The following is an 18,161-nucleotide window of genomic DNA, read 5'->3' as shown; positions in this document are numbered from 1 at the left end:
GGGTGCCGGCGCGCGATGCGTCGGCACCCGGTTTTCGTCTGCTGGTCAGTCCGCGTCGTTCCGGCGCGCCAGAACAGCACAGACTGGTCTGTCGTCACGCGACGCCCGAGAACTTCGGTGGCGGCAGACATGGAATACGCTCTCCCAGAGCGAGCAACGGAGCAATGGAGGACGAATGCACTACGGCGCCGACTACAACCCCGAGCAGTGGCCTGAGGAGCTGTGGCCCGACGACGTGGCGCGCATGCGCGAGGCGGGCGTGACGATGGTGAGTCTCGGCATCTTCTCGTGGTCTCGTATCCAGCCGCGCGAGGGCGAGTTCGACTTCGACTGGCTCGACCGGGTGATCGGCCTGCTGCACGAGGGCGGCATCGCCGTCGACCTCGCGACCGCGACGGCCTCGCCGCCGCCGTGGGCGTCGGCGACGTATCCCGAGCTCCTCCCGCAAGACGAGAACGGCGCCGTCTACTGGCCCGGCAGTCGGCAGCAGTTCGCTCCGTCGTCGCCGGTCTACCGCCGGCTCGCCAGCGAGCTCGTGACGGCGATCGCCGAGCGGTATGCGCAGCATCCGGCCGTCGTCATGTGGCACGTCAACAACGAGTACGGCTGCCACGTGCAACTCGATTACTCGGATGCCGCGCGCGACGCCTTCCGCGGCTGGCTCGAGCGCCGCTACGTCACCATCGACCGGCTCAACGAGGCCTGGGGCACGAACTTCTGGTCGCAGCGCTACGGCAGCTTCGCCGAGGTGTTCCCGCCGCGCAAGGCGCCCTACAGCCACAACCCCGGCCAGATGCTCGACTTCCGGCGGTTCACGAGCGACATGCTCCTCGAGTGCTACCTCATGGAGCGCGAGATCATCCGTGCCGCGGGCGCCACGCAGCCGATCACGACGAACTTCATGGGCGCGTTCAAGCCCGCGAACTACGCGCAGTGGGCGCAGCACATGGATGTCGTCAGCGACGACTGCTATCCCGATCCGAACGACCCCGAGAGCTTCCGCGCCGCGGCGTTCCAGCGGGACCTCATACGGTCCATGAAGCCCGAGGTGCCCTGGCTCCTCATGGAGCAGGCGACGAACGCCCTGAACTGGCGGCCCACGAATGCCCCGAAGGCTCCCGGCCAGATGGCCGCGCTCAGCGCGCAGGCGATCGGCCGTGGCGCCGACGGCATCCTCTTCTTCCAGTGGCGGCAGTCGCGGGCGGGCGCCGAGAAGTTCCACTCGGCGATGCTCCCGTACGCCGGCACGCGCACTCGCACGTGGCGTGAGGTCACCGCGCTCGGCGAGCAGCTCGCGGCCCTGCCCGAGCTGCCGGCGGGCGCCCGCGACGCCCGAGTCGCGCTCGTCTTCGACTGGGAGAACTGGTGGGCCGTCGAGGCCTCGGACCACCCGATGAACGAGCTCGACTACGTCGCCGTGGTGCAGCGATGGTACCGGGCGCTGCACCGCCGCCATGTGCAGGTCGACATCGTGCCGCCCGAGCGCGTCGACGGCCAGTACGCGCTCGCGATCGCCCCGCTCCTCTACCTCCTGCGCGACGACGGCGCCGCCGCGCTCACGACGTTCGTCGAGGGCGGCGGGCACCTCCTCGCCGGCCCCTTCACCGATGTGGTCGACGAGTTCGACCGGTTCCGCGACGGGGGATTCCTCACCCAGCTCGGTGCGCTCTGCGGCATCCGCCTCGACGACTTCGGGGCCCTCGTGGCACCCGGCGCGGCCGGTCCGGGCGAGCGCGAGGCACGATTCGCGGGCGACGCGCTCGGCGAATCGGTCGGCACGCTCGTCGCCGAGGAGATCGAGCTCGAGCCGACGGATGCCGCGATCGAGGCGTCGTTCACGAGCGGGCGCCTCGCGGGGCATCCGGCCCTCACCGTGCGCCGCACCGCAGGCGGTAGCGCCCGCTACCTCGCGACCGTGCCCGACGAGGCGGGCACTCTCGCCGTCGTCGACCACGTGCTCGCCGATGCAGGCGTCGCACCGGTGGTCGCCGGCCTTCCCGAGCACGTCGAGGCGGCACGCCGTGGCGAGCTCCTCACACTCGTGAACCACGGCGACGGCGACGGCGAGGTCGAGATCGCCGTCGCCGGCATCGACGCCCTGACGGGCAGTCCGGTCGAACGCGTCGCGCTCGGCCGCTTCGACTGGGCGATGGTGCTCGATGCGTAGGGCCCAGATGACCGGGCGCGCCGGCGATGCAGGTGGCAGTGGCCCCACCGGCCACGGCGTGGCAGTCTGGGGCGACAGGCGACGGGCGACGGCGATGAAGGAGCGACGATGACGAAGGCGATCATCTTGAGCGGAGCCGGCCGATACGCCGACCCGTGGCATCCCTACGCCGAGACGAGCGCCGCGCTCGCGGAGCTCGCGCGTGCTGCCGGGTTCACCGTCGAGATCTCGGAAGATCCCGACGCCGCGCTCGCCGGCCTCGCCGACGACGTCACCCTGCTCATCGTGAACGCGGGCGACCCCGAGGGGCCCGACGATACCGCGCGCGTTCAGCCGGCGGCATCCGTCACCCCCGAGGCGAACGCCGCGCTCGACGCCGCGATCGATCGCGGCATCGGCATCCTCGCGCTGCATGCCGCGGCGGCGAGCCTGCGTGCGTACCCGGCGTACGGGCGGGCGCTCGGTGCGCGCTGGGTGCGCGGCGAGTCGTGGCATCCGCCGATCGACGAGGCGCACGTGCACGTCGTCGGCAACCACGCGATCGCCGAGGGGCTCGGCGATTTCACGGTCGTCGACGAGCGCTACACCGACTTCCACCTCCACGACGTCATCGAGCCGATCGCCGAGCACGAGGAGGGCGGCGGCCGTCACCCGCTCGTGTGGGCCCGTGAGTTCGGCCGGTCCCGCCTCGTGTACGACGGGCTCGGGCACGACCTGCGCTCGTACGAGTCGGCGGCGCACCGCGACCTCATCACGCGATCGCTCGAATGGCTCTCGCACGTTCCGGCGGCCACGGCGGAGGTGGAGTGAGCCGCATCGTCGTCGCGCCCGACTCGTTCAAGGGAACGGCGAGCGCAGCGGATGCCGCTGCAGCCCTCGCGCGCGGCTGGCACACGGTGCGCCCCGACGACGAACTCGTGCTGCGCCCCATGGCCGACGGCGGCGAGGGCACGCTCGACGCGTTCGAGGCGGCGGTGCCGAATGCGCGGCGAATGCCGGTCACGGTGCGCGGCCCGGTCTCCGAACCGGTCGAGTCGCACTGGCTGTTGCTGCCCGGCGACCGGCCGGCCGCCGTCGTCGAGCTCGCCGCGACCTCGGGTATCACGCTGCTCGACCCGCTCGCGCCGCTCGACGCGCACACCGCCGGGTTCGGCGAGGCGATCGCCGCGGCGCTCGACCACGGCGTCGACCGCGTCCTGCTCGCGCTCGGCGGCAGCGCCTCGACCGACGGCGGGGTCGGCGCGCTCGCCGTGCTCGGCGCCCGGTTCCTCGACGCGTCGGGCCGGCCGATCAAGGTCGGCAATCGGGGTCTCGGTACGCTCGCGCGCGTCGACCTCTCCGGGCTTCGGCCGCTGCCGCCGGGCGGCGCAGTCATCCTCGGCGACGTCACGAACCCGTTGCTCGGCCCGCTCGGCGCCGCTGCGGTCTTCGGGCCGCAGAAGGGGGCGGATGCCGCGGGCGTCGAGGTGCTCGAGTCGAACCTCGCGCGGCTCGCCCGACTCCTGCCCGCGAACCCTCACACGCCCGGCGCGGGCGCGGCGGGCGGCGCGGGCTTCGGCCTGCTCGCCTGGGGCGCCGAGATGGGCGGCGGCGCGGCACTCGTCGCGCGCACGGTCGGCCTCGCCGACGTGCTGCAGGGAGCCGACCTCGTGATCACGGGGGAGGGTCGCTTCGACGGGCAGTCCGAGGCGGGCAAGGCCCCGACCGTGGTGGCTGCGCTCGCGGGCGACGCGGGCGTGCCGACGGCGCTCGTCGCCGGGGCGATCACGGCCGAGCCGCGGGGCTTCGCGGCATCCGTCGCCCTCGCGGTCATCGCCGGCGGCAGCGCACCCGCCATGGCGGAGCCGTTGCGCTGGCTCGAGGCGGCGGGCGCCGAACTCGCACGCACGCGCGCCTGACCGCCCGGGGCGCGGCCCGGCGATCGCTCGCTCGGGAGTTCCGCCGCCTGACCGCAAGTTTCGGGCCTAGAATTCGAAACATGGAAACGGATGTCGCGGAGGAGCGCGTCACGCTCGCCAGCGTGGCCGAGGAGGCGGGGGTCTCGCTGTCCACTATTTCGAAGGTCCTCAACGGCCGGGCGGATGTCTCGCCGCCCACGCGCGCCCGCGTCGAACAGCTCCTCGCCGAGCGCGGCTACCGGCGCCGCGGCGGAGGGCGGTCGGAGTCGCGGGCCGAGCTCATCGAGCTCGTGTTCCACGAACTCGACCCGATCTGGTCGATGGAGCTCATCGGCGGCGTCGAGCAGGTGGCCAAGGAGCACGGGCTCAGCGTCGTGCTCACGGTGAGCGGCAGCCGGCATGCGCCCGACCCCGACTGGATCGAGGGGGTCATGCGACGCCGGCCCGTCGGCATCGTCCTCGTCTTCTCCGAGTTGGCGCCCGAATACCGGGAGCGGCTGCACTCGCGGGCCATCCCGTTCGTCATCGTCGACCCGGCCGGCGACCCCTCGCCCGACGCGCCCTCGGTCGGCTCGGCGAACTGGTCGGGAGGCCTCGCGGCCACCCGGCACCTCATCGAGCTCGGCCACACGCGCATCGCCGCGATCACCGGCCCTGAAGACATGATGTGCTCGCTCGCCCGGGTCGACGGCTACCGCTCGGCGATGAACTCCGCGGGCCTCGCCATCCACCCCGACTGGATCCGCTTCGGGGACTTCCACGTGAGCGGCGGCCGCGAGCGGGCCCGCGAGCTGCTCGGCCGACCCGACCGGCCGACCGCGATCTTCGCCGGCAGCGATATGCAGGCGCTCGGCGTCATGGAAGCGGCCCGGGAGCGCGGCATCCGCGTGCCCGAGGAGCTCTCGATCGTCGGCTACGACGACATCCCGCTCGCTCGCTGGCTCACCCCTCGACTCACGACCGTGCACCAGCCCCTTCGCCGCATGGGTGAGGAGGCGGCAAGGCTCGCGATCCGGCTCGCCGACGAACACGACGGGCACGGGGTGTCGGATGCCGCGTCGGGCGGGCCCGGATCGGCACCCACGCCGCGCATGGACCTCGCCACGAGCCTCGTCGTGCGCGAGAGCACGGCACCGCCGGCCGCGAGCTGAGTCACCGCCGGGCGGGAGCTGAGACTCCGGCTGGCCTCGAGCTGAGACTCCGCCGGCCGGGAGCGAACTACCCCGGCCGGCGACATCCGTCATCCGTCGGCGTGCGACCGCCGCTCGGTCACGCCGAATCGGGGCTGACGTGCTCGGCGGCCCACACAGGATGCATCGCCCGGGTGTGGTCGACCACCCGCACCGGCCCGGCGAGCTCGACCCTCGCCTGCAGCGGCAGCTCGGCGCTCGACCGCCCGAAGCTCAGCACGAGTGACCCCGGCTCGACGATGCGGCGGCCGTCGCGCCCTGTGAACGCGGCCAGATCGGCCGGCACCTCGACGCTCAGGCGCACGGATGCTCCGGGCTCGAGCTCGACGCGGCGGAATCCGACCAGCCGCTGCACCGGTCGCACGACGGATGCCACGGGGTCGTGCAGGTACAGTTGCACGACCTCGGCGCCCGCCCGGTCGCCGGTGTTCTCCACCGTGAGCGACATCAGGACCGCGCCCTCGGTCGTCGCCTCGGGCGCCTCGACCCGCAGGTCGCTCCACGCGAACGACGTGTAGCCGAGTCCGTGGCCGAAGGGATAGCGGGCCGTCGGGTCGATGTTCGACACGCTGCTGCGCCGGGCGAGCGTCGACGCCAGGTACGTCGACGGCTGCGCGCCCGGCGTCGACGGCACGCTGACGGGCAGGCGTCCGCTCGGGTTCACGCGTCCCCCGAGGATGGCGGCGAGCGCGCTGGTGCCCTCTTCGCCCGGGAAGAACGCCTGCAGGATGCCGGCGGCGCGGTCGGGTGCCGTGCCGAGCACGTAGGGGCGGCCCGCGAGCAGGGTGAGCACCGTCGGGGTGCCGGCGTCGAGCACGGCCTCGAGCAGCGCCGCCTGCGCACCGGGCAGGTCGAGGGTCTCGGCGTCGCAGCCCTCGCCACTCGTGCCCCGGCCGAACAGGCCCGCGCGGTCGCCGAGCGCGAGCACCACGACATCGGCGGATGCCGCGAGCGCGACCGCGTGCGCGATGCCATCGGTCTCGCCGCCGTCGATCGAGGTGCCCGGTGCAAAGGTGATCTCGGCGGTGGGGAATTCGGCGCGCAGGGCCTCGACGAGGGTCGGAAGCTCGATGCCCAACCCGCTTTCCGGGTGGTGCACACCGACGTGCGTCGGGAACGCGTAGCAGCCGAGCACCGCGAGCGGGTCGTCGGCGGTCGGGCCGATCACGGCTACGCGAGCGGGCGCGGCCAGGGGCAGCGTGCCGTCGTTGTGGAGCAGTACGATCGCCTGCTCGGCGATGCGGCGCGCGAGCGCGCGGTTCTCGACCGGGTCGAGATCGACGGTGCCCTTCGCGGCGCCGGCGGCGGGCGGCGCCGCCGGGTGGTCGAGCAGGCCGAGCTCGATCTTCTGGATGAGCACTCGGAGCAGGGCCCGGTCGATGACCGCCTCGTCGACCCGGCCGTCGATGACGGCCCGCACGAGCGGCTCGCCGAACGCGTGCACCGTGGGAAGCTCCACGTCGATGCCCGCCTCGAGCGCGGCGGCAGCCGCCTCACCGAGGTCGCCGGCCGTGCCGTGCAGGGTCTCGAGGAACGCCACCGAGAAGTAGTCGGCGACGACGGTGCCCTCGAAGCCCCAGGTCTCGCGCAGCAGTGCCGTGAGCAGGTCAGGGTCAGCAGCGGTGGGCACGCCGTCGAGGTCGGTGTACGCGTTCATCACCGAACGCGGCTCGGCATCTCGGACCACCATCTCGAACGGCGGCAGCAGCACGTCGGCGAGCTCCCTGGCGCCGACCGACACCGGCGCCAGGTTGCGGCCTGCCCGCGACGCCGAGTACCCGACGAAGTGCTTGAGCGTCGCCACGATCCCGGATGCCTCGAGCCCGCGCACGTACGCCGTGCCGACGGTGCCGACCAGATACGGATCTTCGCCCATGGTCTCCTCGACGCGGCCCCACCGGGCGTCGCGCACGACGTCGAGCACCGGGGCGAGTCCCTGATGCACGCCGACCGAGCGCATGTCGGCGCCGATGCGGCGGGCCATCTGCTCGATGAGCTCGGGGTCGAACGTCGCGCCCCACGAGAGGGGCACCGGGTACGCGGTCGCGCCGTAGGCGGCGAAGCCCGCCAGGCATTCCTCGTGCACGAGCGCAGGAATGCCGAACCTGCCCGACGCGACGATGCGCTCCTGCAGCCGGGCGAGCGACTGCGCCCCGACCGCCGCATCGACCGGTGCGGTGCCGAAGGCCCGCGTGATCTGGCCGAGCCCCTTGGGCAGTAGCTCATCGAGATCCACGGCGCTGCTCATGTCGTGCTGGTGCGGCGCCACGTCGGCGCCGTCATCGGAGGCGCCGATCCAGATGCCGTAGAGCTGGGCGATCTTCTCTTCGAGGGTGAGTTCGGCGATGAGCGCCCCGGCGCGCGCACCGGCCGGCAGCGACGGGTCGCGCCATGGCGCATCAGTCGTCGTCGTGGCATCCGTCGCCTGGGCTTCCGTCATCGTGCCGGCCTCTCGCTCGGTCGGGGGATTCGTTGTCGCGGCGGCATCCGTCGCGTCCGCAGCATCCGTCACCGGCTCGCTCATCCCTTCACCGCCCCGGTCAGACCGCCGACGATGCGGCGCTCGAAGATGCTGAAGAAGATGAGGGCGGGAATCATCGACAGCGAGGTGAAGGCGAGCACCTTGGCGGTGTCGACGGAGTACTGCGAGGCGAAGGCCTGCACTCCGAGCGGCAGGGTGAAGGCAGACTCGTTGTTCAGGATGAACAGCGGCAGGATGTAGCTGTTCCAGCTCGCGATGAAGGCGAGGATGCCCACGGTGATGACGCCGGGCAAGGCCAACGGCACCACCATCCTCCAGAAGAAGCCGAGGCGCGAGCATCCGTCGATCGAGGCGGCCTCCTCGATCTCGTCGGGGATGGCGCGCAGGAACGGCACGAGGATGATGATCGTCGCCGGCAGGGCGAAGGCGATCTGGGGCAGGATGAGGCCGCCCAGGGAGTTCATCAAGCCGAGGTTGCGCACCACGAGGTACAGGGGCGTGATCGCCACCGTCATCGGGAACATCAGGCCGGCGGCGAAGACCGCGTAGAGCACGCCTCGCGCCCGGAACCGATACCGCGCGAGCACGTAGCTGGCCATGAGGCCGAGCGCGACGACCCCGATCGTGGTGACGACCGCGGCGACCGTGGAGTTCGCCACCTCGCCCCAGAAGGTCGTGCTGCCGAGCACCTCGGCGTAGTTCTTCATGACCCAGGGCGAGGGCAGCCCCGAGGGATCAGCGGTGATCTGCGCGTTGGTGCGGAAGCCGCCGACGATGATGTACAGGATCGGCGCCAGCATGAGCCCTACGACGACGAGGGCCCCGAAGTAGGTCGCGGGGCTGCCCCACGGCAGCCGGCCGTTGCCGCGCGGCCGTCTGGCCTGTGGGATGGCGATGGTCGAGGCGGTCATCGCTCGCTCCGTTCAGTGAGGGCACCGGCCGTGTCACGGCGCAGCACGTAGCGCTGGTAGACGAGCGCGACGACGAGCGAGATGAGGAACAGCACGACCGCCACGGCGTTGCCGTAGCCGTAGTTGCCGGCATTGCGGCCGTTGGCGACCATGTACGTCGCCATCGTCGAGGTGCCCGCGGTCGAGGCGATGTACTGGCCCCAGATGATGTAGACGAGGTCGAACAGCTGCAGCGATCCGATGATCGACAGGAACGCCCAGATGCGCAGGGTCGGGCCGAGCAGCGGCAGCGTGATCCGGCGCTGGATCTGCCAGTAGGAGGCGCCGTCGATCTGGGCGGCCTCGGTGAGCTCCTGCGGGATGCCCTGGAGGCCTGCGAGGAAGAGGATGACGGCGAAGCCGATGTACTTCCAGGTGATGATCGCCAGCAGGGTCCAGATCGCCAGCGCGGGATTCGAGAGCCAGTCCTGGGCGAGGGCGCCGAGGCCGATCCTCTCGAGCAGTCCGTTGAGCGCGCCGTCGCTCTGGAGCATGAGGCTCCAGCCGGTGCCGACGACGACCTCGGCGATGACGTACGGCACGAAGATGAGCACCCGGATCGCCGACTGCCCCCGCATCGGGCGGTTCAGCAGCAGCGCCAGCAGCAGCGCGATCGGCCCCTGCAGCACGAGCGACATCACGACGATGACGACGTTGTGCCAGAGGGCCTCGTGGAACGTCGGGTCCTGGAAGATCGTGACGTAGTTCTGCAGGCCGATGAAGTCCGTGGGCGGACCGTAGCCCTTCCAACGGAAGAATCCGTAGTACCCGGCCATGACGACCGGGAAGATGACGAAGCTGAGGAAGACGACGAGGGCCGGGCCGACGAGCACGGCGATCTCGACGGCCTTCCTCCAGTCGCGCCGGCCGCGGCCCGGACTCGGAGCCGACGCCGCCGGCTCGGTGGCCCGGCGCAGGGCCGGGGACGACACGTCGTCCCCGGCCCGAACGCCGTCTGCCGGGGCTCGCCTCGGTGCGGGAGAGCTGGTGCGAACGCTCATGTTGCGAGGGCCTCTCAGCCCTTCTTGATGGCGTCTTCGACGGCGTCGACGATGCCCTGGGCATCGCCCTTGCCGGCGAGCAGGTCGACGACGCCGACGTTGAGCGCGTTGCCGACGTTCTGGCCGAGCAGCGTGTCGAGCCACACCGAGACATACGGTGCGTCGTTGTATGAGGCGAGCACCTCCTGCAGCGCGGGGTCGGTGACGACGCTCTGTGCGTCCTTGTTGGCCGGAAGTGTCACGAATGCCTCGGCATAGGTCTCCTGCTGCTCCTTCTGCGAGGCGAACTCGAGGAACTCGCCGCATTCCTTCGGCGCTTCGACGAAGCAGCTGTAGCCGTCGACGCCGCCCATCATCGCACCCGCGTCGCCGTCACCGCCGTCCACGGCGGGGAAGGGGAACCAGCCGAGGTCGGCGAGCGGCTGCTCGTCGGGCGTGAGCGAGGCGATCACACCGGGATCCCACGCGCCCATGAGCTCCATGGCCGCCTTGTGGTTGGCGAGCAGGCCCGCGGAGGAGCCGGCCCCCTGCTGGGCGGTTGTGGTGAGGTATCCATCGTTGTACGGCTCGGTGGCGGTGAAGTCCGCGAGGTCCTCGCCGGCGCGCAGGAAGCACTCATCCGTGAAGCTCGGGTCCGTCGCGAGCTCGGCCACGACGTCCTGCGAGCACTCGCGAAGGACGAAGAAGTAGTACCAGTGGGCGGCGGGCCAGGCGTCCTTGGCGCCGAGGGCGATCGGGGCGACGCCGGCCGCCTTGAGCTTGTCGACGTCCTCGCTCAGTTCGTCGAAGGTGGTCGGCGGCGCGGTGATGCCGGCCTGGGCGAACAGGTCCTTGCTGTAGTAGATGCCGCCCGGCAGCACGGAGGACGGTACGCCGTAGACCTTGTCGTCGACGGAGAGCGCGGCGAGCGATGCCTCGCCGAGTGCTGCCTTCGTGTCGTCGGAGAGCGCGTCGGTGAGGTCCTGCACCTGACCCGCCTCGACGACGGCCGCGAGCTTGCCCCCGCCCCGGGCCATGAAGATGTCGGGCGCGTCGCCGGAGTTCAGGGCGGTCTGGAGCTTGCCGTCCATGTCCTCGTTCTGGATGGCCTGGATCTCGATGGTGACGCCGGGGTGCTCGGCCTCGAAGTCGTCGGCCGTCTGCTGCCAGTAGGCCTTGCCGTCGCCGGTGGTTGAATTGTGCCAGAAGGTCAGGTTGACCGAGCCGTCGCCCGTGTCATCGCCTCCGGCACTGCACCCGGCGAGGGTGCCGACGGCCAGCGCTGCCACGGCACTCAGCGTGACGAGCCGTGTGATGCTGCGTCTGTTCATCTTTGAACCTCTCGAAAGTTTCGACGTCTGCGTCGAAAGTGATCTGGACGTGTCGAATATACGATGGGTTCAGATATGCCGTCAAGCGCAACATATTCGGCGCCCTTTGAGGACGTCGTTGCGCCTCCAGGCTGGAGTGGGCGCGTTCGAGCGGGGCGGGAAGTTCGACTGAGTGCACCGCCGAAACCTCTCGAAAGTGCTGCGCCCGGTTCGTTTCGACGGACTGGCCCTGGCGCTGGCTCGTCTCGAAAGCCGATTCGAACTTGATCTGGCCAGGGGGGCGCGCGCTAGACTGGACGGTAGTCGAATCGATTCGAGGCCGCGCGAAGCCTGAGATCGAACACTGACGGCGCCCGAGGTGCCGTCAGTCCTGTTTCCCGGTGCCCGAGGGCGTGCGCCGCCGCACCCGAGCACGCCCAGGAATACGCATGTCGAGCACCTCCTCAATCCCCATCATCCGTCCCGACGACTACGATCGTCCGTCGCACCCCGGCGACCTCCTCAGCCGCCGCCAGCGCCTCGTCTACGTCCTCGTGCTCGGAGCGCTCACCGCGCTCGGCCCCTTCACCGTCGACCTCTACCTGCCCGCGTTCCCGGTGCTGCAGGACGAGCTCGGCGTCTCGGCCGCCGCCGTGCAGCTCACGCTCACGGGCACGATGATCGGGTTCGGGTTCGGCCAGCTCATCGTCGGCCCGTGGAGCGACAAGGTCGGCCGGCGACTGCCGCTCATCCTCGCCACACTGCTGCACATCGCGGCATCCGTCGCCGCAGCGCTTGCGCCCGACATCGCATGGCTCATGGTGTTCCGCCTGTTGCAGGGCTTCGGCGCGGCCGCCGGCGGTGTCGTCGCCATGGCGATGGTGCGCGACCTCTTCGGCGGCAAGCCGCTCGTGCGCATGCTCTCGCGCCTCGCGCTCGTCAACGGCCTGGCCCCGGTGCTCGCGCCGGTGATCGGCTCGCAGCTGCTCGAGTTCATGGACTGGCGCGGCGTGTTCGTGGTGCTCGCGATCTACGGCGCGGTCGTCGTCGTCGCCGTCGCGTTCTTCATCGTCGAGACGCTGCCCGAGTCGCGCCGTCACGTCGCCGGACACTCGACGCTGCGCGACCGGTACACGGCGCTCTTCCGCGACCGCGTGTACCTCGGTGCCGTGCTCGTCGGAGGCATGACGTTCACGGGCCTCTTCGGCTACCTCTCCACGTCGTCGTTCCTCTTCCAGGAGCTCTACGCGTTCACCGCCCAGCAGTACGGACTGCTCTTCGCGGTGAACTCCGTCGGCATCATCATCGGCGTGCAGACGAGCTCGCGGCTCATGCGCGGCCAGGTGCAGCCGCAATGGATCCTCGCGATCACGACGATCGTGCACCTCTCGATGGCCGTGGCGATCATGGTGCTCGACACCTCCGGTGCGGGCTTCTGGGGCACCGCGATCCCGCTGTGGATCTACATCCTGGCGTGCGGGTTCTCCTTCCCCGCGGTGCAGGTGCTCGCTCTCGCAGGGCACGGCGCCGAGGCGGGCACCGCTGCGTCGCTGCTCGGTGCGCTGAACTTCGGGCTCGCCGGCCTGATCTCGCCGCTCATCGGACTCCTGGGCGTCGGCAGTGCCGTACCCATGGCGTTCGTCATGCTGTGCGCGGCCGTGGTCGCGATCTCGGCGCTGTGGGGACTCGTGCGCCCGAGCACGGTGCCGCCTCTCAGCGACTGAGCAAGAGACTCCGTCCAGCGGATGACGCGGATGCCGCGGACCCGCCGCTAGCGTGGAGGGCATGACGGCGCATCCGAAAGGCGAGCGCGAGGCGTCGGCGCGGCGGCTCGGAAGGCGCGTGCCGCTCGTGAGCGGCACCGCCGCGGTCGTCATCGCGATCCTCCTGGGAGTGCTCGTGATGGCGCGCGCGGGCCGGGCGCCGTTCGACCTCGACGAGGAATGGGCCGAAGACCTCGTCGAACTGCGCGGGCCCGTCGGCGACGTCTTCGCGTTCGGCATGAACGCGCTCGGCGGCGGGCTCGTCGGCGTCTTCGTCGTGCCGGTCCTGACGGCGGTCGTGCTGCTCTTCGCCCGGCGGCCGTGGGCGGCGCTGTACTTCATCGTCGCCTCGGCGCTCAGCGCGGGCGTGGTGCAGGTGCTGAAGCAGTCGTTCATGCGAGCGAGACCGGAAGACATCCTCGTTGCCTCGGACACCGGCTCGTTCCCTTCGGGACATGTCGGGAACGCCGCGACGATCGCGCTCGCGATCGCCGTGATCGTGCCCACGGTCTGGGTATACGTGGTGGGCGCCGCGTACACGGTGCTCATGGCGGTGAGCCGCACCTATCTCGGCGCGCACTGGGTCACCGACACGATCGGCGGTGCGCTCGTGGGCGTCGGCGTCGCGCTCGTGCTCTGGGCGCTGTTCGCCACGCAACTCGAGCGGGAGCGACTCGCTTGGGTCGACCGGGCGGCGAGAGCAGCGTCGACCCGTGCGCAGGCCTCGATCACGCCACCGCGCGAATGATCCGGGTCGCGGCCTACAACGTTGTAGAGTGTCGGCATCGGCTGAGGAGGCACCATGGCGTCGACGCTGCATGACGTGGCCCGTCTGGCGGGGGTCTCGATCAAGACCGTCTCGAACGTCATCAACGACTACCCGCACATCCGGCCGGCGACGAAGGCCAAGGTGGAGCAGGCGATCGCCGACCTCGGGTACACCCCGAACCTCACCGCACGCAGCCTCAGGTCGGGCCGCACCGGAGCGATCGCCCTCGCGGTGCCCGAACTGGCCCTCAGCTACTTCGCCGAGCTCGCGGCCGCCGTCATCGAAGCCGCCGAGGAGGCGGGCCTCGTCGTGCTCGTCGAGCAGACGGGTGGCGACCGCGATCGCGAGCTCGAGCTCCTGCGCAGTCCGCGGCTGCAGATGACCGACGGACTCATCTTCAGCGCGCTCGGCATGGGCCAGGACGATGCCGCGCACCTCGAGCGGCCGTACCCGCTCGTGCTCCTCGGCGAGCGCATCTTCGACGCACCCGTCGACCACGTGACGATGCGGAACGTGGAGGCCGCGCGAGCCGCGACGGAGTACCTGCTCGCCTCCGGGCGACGGAGGATCGCCGTCGTCGGGGCGCACCCGGGTGAGGTCATCGGTTCGGCCGGCCTGCGACTGCGCGGCTACCGCGAGGCCCTCGAGTCGGCCGGCGTGCCCTATGACGACTCGATCATCAGCGAGACCACCACGTGGCACCGCGCGAACGGCGCCCGCGGCATGCGGGATCTCCTCGACCGCGGCGTCACATTCGATGCGGTGTTCGGGCTCAACGACACGCTCGCGCTCGGCGCGATGCGCGTGCTGCAGGAGGCGGGCATCCGGGTGCCCGCCGACGTGGCCGTCATGGGATTCGACGGTCTCGACGAGGCGGAGTACTCCATTCCGTCGCTCACGACCATCGATCCCGGCCAGCGTTGGATCGCTCGCACCGCCGTGACGACCCTCCTCGAGCGGATCCAGCGAACGGATGCCGCAGGCGAGCCGCGGCTTCTCCTCGCCGACTTCCACGTGGTCGAGCGCGAGTCGGCCCCATCGAAGGCGATGATCGACGCGTAGTCCGAGCTCGATCCGGCAAGCGTCCGGCTTGAACTTGACATCACGCGAATGGCGGGGCAGCATGTCTCTACAACGTTGTATTTACAACGTTGTAGAAGACTCGGAACTCGCCGCGGAGCACCCAGCTGTGCGACGGCGCACGAGCCTCCATCGCCAGAGACAACGGTGTCCAACACCGCGAGAGGAAGCACAGCAAATGAAGTCGAAGCTCCTTGCCGCGACCGGCGTCGTCGCCGTCGCAGCAGCCGCACTCACCGGTTGCTCGACCGGTGCCGGCGCAGAGTCCTGCACCAACAAGATCCTTCAGCCCGAGGCCACCCAGGTGAGCGTCTGGGCCTGGTACCCGGCATTCGAGCAGGTGGTCGACCTGTTCAACAAGACCCACGACGAGGTGCAGATCTGCTGGACCAACGCCGGCCAGGGCAACGACGAGTACACGAAGTTCTCGACCGCCATCGAATCGGGCTCCGGTGCACCTGACGTGATCATGCTCGAGTCCGAGGTGCTCTCCAGCTTCTCGATCCGCGACGCCCTCGTCGACCTCTCCGAGTACGGTGCGGGCGACGTGAAGGACGACTACAGCGAGGGCGCATGGAAAGACGTCTCGAGCGGCGACGCGGTCTACGCGATCCCGGTCGACGGCGGGCCCATGGGCATGCTCTACCGGCAGGACATCCTCGACCAGTACGGCATCCCCGTCCCCACGACGTGGGACGAGTTCGCGGCGGCCGCGCAGGCACTCAAGGACGCCGGGGCGCCCGGGGTGCTCGCCGACTTCCCGACGAACGGCCGCGCCTACAACCAGGCCCTCTTCGCACAGGTCGGCTCGACGCCGTTCGTCTACGACAACGCGAAGCCGACCGAGGTCGGCATCAAGGTCAACGACCAGCCGGCCAAGGACGTGCTCGCGTACTGGGAGAAGCTCGCGGCCGATGGCCTCGTCGGCACTGAAGACGCGTTCACGGCCGACTACAACACCAAGCTCGTCGACGGCTCCTATGCGATCTACATCGCGGCGGCCTGGGGCCCCGGCTACCTCGGCGGCCTCTCCGACGCCGACGCCGACGCCGTCTGGCGCGCAGCGCCGGTTCCCCAGTGGGACCCGGCCAACCCGGTGCAGATCAACTGGGGCGGATCCACGTTCGCGGTGACGAGCCAGGCGAAAGACCCCGAGGCTGCGGCGACCGTCGCCAAGGAGGTCTTCGGCACCGAAGAGGCGTGGAAGATCGGCATCGAGGAGGCGGCGCTCTTCCCGCTGTGGAAGCCGATCCTCGAGTCCGACTACTTCCGCGACCTCGAGTACCCGTTCTTCGGCGGGCAGCAGATCAACAAGGACGTGTTCCTCGAAGCGGCATCCGGCTACACCGGTTTCACCTTCAGCCCCTTCCAGAACTACGCCTACGACCAGCTGACCGAGGAACTGTACGCGATGGTGCAGGGCGAGAAGGACTCCTCGAAGGCGCTCGACGACCTGCAGGCCTCGCTCGAGAAGTACGCCACCGAGCAGGGCTTCACGCTCAAGTAGCCTCCCTGCGGTCCGCGTCCGGTGAGCTGCACTCACCGGACGCGGGCCCACCCCGACCGACGACTCGACGAAGAGAGCAACGATGACCAGTCACACCATGGAGGCGGCCGCGACACCCGCGGTCCGGTCGCCGCGCGACGCGCCTCCACGCCCGGGCGGAGGTGCCCGCCTCGTTCGTCGCCGCCAGCGCTGGGGCTGGCTGTTCGTCGCCCCGTTCGCGATCGTCTTCGTGATCTTCCTCGTGCTTCCCCTCGGGTACGCGTTCGGCATGAGCCTGTTCACCTCGACGCTCGCGACCGGCACCGAGTTCACCGGTGTCGCGAACTACGCGAAGGCGTTCACCGACCCGCTCTTCCTCGAGGGCATGTTGCGGGTACTCGCCTACGCGGTCGTGATGATCCCCGCGCAACTCCTCGTCGCACTCGTCGCGGCGCTCGTGCTCGATACGCTCGCGACGCGAGTGTCGAAGCTGTCGCGGCTGCTCATCTTCGTGCCGTACGCCATCCCGGTCGTCATCGGCGCCCTCATGTGGAGCTTCCTCTACAGCCCCCGCTTCGGCCCCGCGGCGACGATCTTCAGCCTCGTCGGTCTCGACGCCCCCAACTTCCTCGCTGCCGACAGCGTCTTCGGCAGCCTCGTGAACATCGTCACGTGGCAGTGGGCCGGGTACTACATGATCGTCATCTACGCCGCCCTCCGCTCGATCGACCCCTCGATCTACGAGGCGGCGCGTATCGACGGCGCGAACGGCTGGCAGACCTCCACACGCATCAAGCTGCCGATGATCTCGTCCTCGATGGTGATGGTGATCACGTTCGCGCTCATCGGCACGCTCCAGTTCTTCACCGAACCCGTCGTGCTCCGCAGCGTCGCCCAGGGCGCGATCGACGCGGCCTACACGCCGAACATGTACGCGTTCTCGCTGGCGTTCTCCTACAGCCAGTTCAACTACGCCTCGGCGATCGCGTTCTCGCTCGGTGCGCTCGTGTTCGCCGGGTCGACCGTGTTCCTCTTCCTCACGCGCAAGCAGAGCGGACTGAAGTGATGTCTTCCACGACCTCGAGCCGCGCCGCCACGGCGCCCACCGACCTCGCCGTCTCCACCGGCGTGCCGGCGCACCAGCCGCGCCGTGCTGACGGCCGGGGGCGCGGCCGCTCGGGAGGCCGGCGCATCGGCTCGCACGCCTTCCTCATCATTCTCGCGATCTACTTCATCACGCCGCTGTGGTGGCTCATCGTCGCGGCGACGAAGAGCAACTCCGGCCTCTTCACGGGCACGGGCGGGGCGCTCTGGTTCGACGACCAGTTCGCCTTCTTCGACAACATCGCCGGGCTCTTCACCCACCAGGGCGGCATCTACTGGCGCTGGTTCGCGAACTCGTTCCTCTACGCGTTCGCAGGTGGAGCGGGGGCGACCATCCTCGCGATCCTCGCGGGCTACGGCTTCGCCAAGTACCGGTTCCGCGGCCGCGGGCCGTTCTTCACCATCGTGCTCGCGTCGGTGATGGTGCCGCTGACTGCCCTCGTCATCCCGACCTTCATGCTGCTCAGCCAGATGGGTCTGATCAACACGCCGTGGGCCGTGATCCTGCCGTCACTGCTGAACCCGTTCGGCGTCTACCTGATGCGGGTCTACGCGCAGGACGCCGTTCCCGACGAGCTGCTCGAGGCGGCACGCATCGACGGCGCCGGGGAGCTGCGCACCTTCGCGCAGGTCGCGCTGCCGCTCCTGAAGCCTGCGATCGTGACGGTGCTCCTGCTCTCCGTCGTCGGCACGTGGAACAACTTCTTCCTGCCACTTGCCGTGCTCACCGATCCCGAGCTGCTGCCCGTGACCCTCGGACTGAACCGCTGGACCGCGCTGTCGAACGCGGGCGCCGGCGGCGAGCAGGTCTGGAACCTCATCACGACGGGCTCCTTCATCTCGATCATCCCGCTCATCCTGTCGTTCCTCTTCCTGCAGCGGTACTGGCAGGGCGGGCTCGCAATCGGCAGCGTGAAATAGCCACGCCGCGAACGAAGACCATGACGGATGCCGCGAGCAGCGCCATCCGCAGACCGTACAC

Annotated in this window: 14 protein-coding genes; 10 read left to right on the top strand and 4 right to left on the bottom strand. The window is 70.1% G+C overall.

Going from position 1 to position 18,161, the window contains the following annotated elements; genetic code table 11:
• The first annotated feature begins 175 nt into the window (after window positions 1-175).
• The 4 genes from J7E25_RS08165 (at window position 176) to J7E25_RS08150 (ending at window position 5,216) form a co-directional block, all read left to right on the top strand.
• The gene (locus J7E25_RS08165; RefSeq protein WP_214869612.1) at window positions 176-2,167 is read left to right on the top strand and encodes a beta-galactosidase; all 1,992 of its coding nucleotides are present in this window, start codon (window positions 176-178) and stop codon (window positions 2,165-2,167) included.
• A 108-nt stretch (window positions 2,168-2,275) separates the two neighbouring features.
• Entirely contained in the window at window positions 2,276-2,977 is a 702-nt protein-coding gene (locus J7E25_RS08160; protein WP_214869611.1) for a ThuA domain-containing protein, read from the top strand.
• Window positions 2,974-4,065 carry a glycerate kinase gene (locus J7E25_RS08155; protein ID WP_214869609.1) on the top strand — a complete coding sequence of 364 codons (1,092 nt, stop codon included), beginning with the start codon at window positions 2,974-2,976 and terminating at the stop codon, window positions 4,063-4,065. The genes J7E25_RS08160 and J7E25_RS08155 overlap by 4 nt, the downstream gene beginning before the upstream one ends.
• A gap of 80 nt (window positions 4,066-4,145) precedes the next feature.
• On the top strand, window positions 4,146-5,216 hold the full coding sequence (locus tag J7E25_RS08150) for a LacI family DNA-binding transcriptional regulator (RefSeq protein WP_214869608.1): 1,071 nt from the start codon (window positions 4,146-4,148) through the stop codon (window positions 5,214-5,216).
• Window positions 5,217-5,334: 118 nt separating this feature from the next.
• Here J7E25_RS08150 and J7E25_RS08145 read toward each other — a convergent pair whose 3' ends face one another.
• From J7E25_RS08145 to J7E25_RS08130, 4 genes are all read right to left on the bottom strand, one after another.
• Window positions 5,335-7,695 (bottom strand): glycoside hydrolase family 3 N-terminal domain-containing protein, encoded by a 2,361-nt coding sequence (locus J7E25_RS08145; RefSeq protein WP_214870021.1) that lies wholly within the window; start codon window positions 7,693-7,695, stop codon window positions 5,335-5,337.
• A gap of 80 nt (window positions 7,696-7,775) precedes the next feature.
• A complete protein-coding gene (locus J7E25_RS08140; RefSeq protein ID WP_214869606.1) occupies window positions 7,776-8,648 on the bottom strand; it encodes a carbohydrate ABC transporter permease in 873 nt (290 codons plus the stop codon).
• Window positions 8,645-9,688: a carbohydrate ABC transporter permease gene (locus tag J7E25_RS08135; RefSeq protein ID WP_214869604.1), complete on the bottom strand. Its 1,044-nt coding sequence runs from the start codon at window positions 9,686-9,688 to the stop codon at window positions 8,645-8,647. The genes J7E25_RS08140 and J7E25_RS08135 overlap by 4 nt, the downstream gene beginning before the upstream one ends.
• A 14-nt stretch (window positions 9,689-9,702) precedes the next feature.
• Window positions 9,703-10,998, bottom strand: a complete 1,296-nt coding sequence (locus tag J7E25_RS08130; RefSeq protein ID WP_214869602.1) for an ABC transporter substrate-binding protein — start codon at window positions 10,996-10,998, stop codon at window positions 9,703-9,705.
• Window positions 10,999-11,426: 428 nt separating this feature from the next.
• Here J7E25_RS08130 and J7E25_RS08125 point away from each other — a divergent pair, with 428 nt between their 5' ends.
• The 6 genes from J7E25_RS08125 (at window position 11,427) to J7E25_RS08100 (ending at window position 18,100) form a co-directional block, all read left to right on the top strand.
• Window positions 11,427-12,701 carry a multidrug effflux MFS transporter gene (locus tag J7E25_RS08125; RefSeq protein WP_214869600.1) on the top strand — a complete coding sequence of 425 codons (1,275 nt, stop codon included), beginning with the start codon at window positions 11,427-11,429 and terminating at the stop codon, window positions 12,699-12,701.
• Between the two features lie 61 nt (window positions 12,702-12,762).
• Window positions 12,763-13,488, top strand: a complete 726-nt coding sequence (locus tag J7E25_RS08120; protein WP_215009184.1) for a phosphatase PAP2 family protein — start codon at window positions 12,763-12,765, stop codon at window positions 13,486-13,488.
• A 54-nt stretch (window positions 13,489-13,542) separates the two neighbouring features.
• Complete coding sequence (locus J7E25_RS08115; RefSeq protein ID WP_214869598.1) at window positions 13,543-14,571, top strand: LacI family DNA-binding transcriptional regulator; 1,029 nt, start codon at window positions 13,543-13,545, stop codon at window positions 14,569-14,571.
• A 196-nt stretch (window positions 14,572-14,767) separates the two neighbouring features.
• A complete protein-coding gene (locus J7E25_RS08110) occupies window positions 14,768-16,096 on the top strand; it encodes an ABC transporter substrate-binding protein (RefSeq protein ID WP_214869597.1) in 1,329 nt (442 codons plus the stop codon).
• A gap of 82 nt (window positions 16,097-16,178) precedes the next feature.
• Entirely contained in the window at window positions 16,179-17,141 is a 963-nt protein-coding gene (locus tag J7E25_RS08105) for a carbohydrate ABC transporter permease (RefSeq protein ID WP_215009185.1), read from the top strand.
• On the top strand, window positions 17,141-18,100 hold the full coding sequence (locus J7E25_RS08100; RefSeq protein WP_214869595.1) for a carbohydrate ABC transporter permease: 960 nt from the start codon (window positions 17,141-17,143) through the stop codon (window positions 18,098-18,100). Before J7E25_RS08105 ends, J7E25_RS08100 begins: the two co-directional genes overlap by 1 nt.
• The last annotated feature ends 61 nt before the right edge of the window (window positions 18,101-18,161 follow it).

The sequence above is a fragment of the Agromyces sp. ISL-38 genome, assembly GCF_018613935.1.
Taxonomy (GTDB): Bacteria; Actinomycetota; Actinomycetes; order Actinomycetales; family Microbacteriaceae; genus Agromyces.
This window is presented reverse-complemented; position numbering and strand designations above follow the sequence as displayed.

What these genes read in the sequence shown, in the direction of transcription:
- J7E25_RS08110 (WP_214869597.1), top strand. Translation starts at nt 14,768, where the DNA reads ATGAAGTCGAAGCTCCTTGCCGCGACCGGCGTCGTCGCCGTCGCAGCA.
- J7E25_RS08145 (WP_214870021.1), bottom strand. Translation starts at nt 7,695, where the DNA reads ATGACGGAAGCCCAGGCGACGGATGCCACGACGACGACTGATGCGCCA.
- J7E25_RS08115 (WP_214869598.1), top strand. Translation starts at nt 13,543, where the DNA reads ATGGCGTCGACGCTGCATGACGTGGCCCGTCTGGCGGGGGTCTCGATC.
- J7E25_RS08140 (WP_214869606.1), bottom strand. Translation starts at nt 8,648, where the DNA reads ATGACCGCCTCGACCATCGCCATCCCACAGGCCAGACGGCCGCGCGGC.
- J7E25_RS08130 (WP_214869602.1), bottom strand. Translation starts at nt 10,998, where the DNA reads ATGAACAGACGCAGCATCACACGGCTCGTCACGCTGAGTGCCGTGGCA.
- J7E25_RS08100 (WP_214869595.1), top strand. Translation starts at nt 17,141, where the DNA reads ATGTCTTCCACGACCTCGAGCCGCGCCGCCACGGCGCCCACCGACCTC.
- J7E25_RS08125 (WP_214869600.1), top strand. Translation starts at nt 11,427, where the DNA reads ATGTCGAGCACCTCCTCAATCCCCATCATCCGTCCCGACGACTACGAT.
- J7E25_RS08135 (WP_214869604.1), bottom strand. Translation starts at nt 9,688, where the DNA reads ATGAGCGTTCGCACCAGCTCTCCCGCACCGAGGCGAGCCCCGGCAGAC.
- J7E25_RS08120 (WP_215009184.1), top strand. Translation starts at nt 12,763, where the DNA reads ATGACGGCGCATCCGAAAGGCGAGCGCGAGGCGTCGGCGCGGCGGCTC.
- J7E25_RS08105 (WP_215009185.1), top strand. Translation starts at nt 16,179, where the DNA reads ATGACCAGTCACACCATGGAGGCGGCCGCGACACCCGCGGTCCGGTCG.
- J7E25_RS08160 (WP_214869611.1), top strand. Translation starts at nt 2,276, where the DNA reads ATGACGAAGGCGATCATCTTGAGCGGAGCCGGCCGATACGCCGACCCG.
- J7E25_RS08165 (WP_214869612.1), top strand. Translation starts at nt 176, where the DNA reads ATGCACTACGGCGCCGACTACAACCCCGAGCAGTGGCCTGAGGAGCTG.
- J7E25_RS08150 (WP_214869608.1), top strand. Translation starts at nt 4,146, where the DNA reads ATGGAAACGGATGTCGCGGAGGAGCGCGTCACGCTCGCCAGCGTGGCC.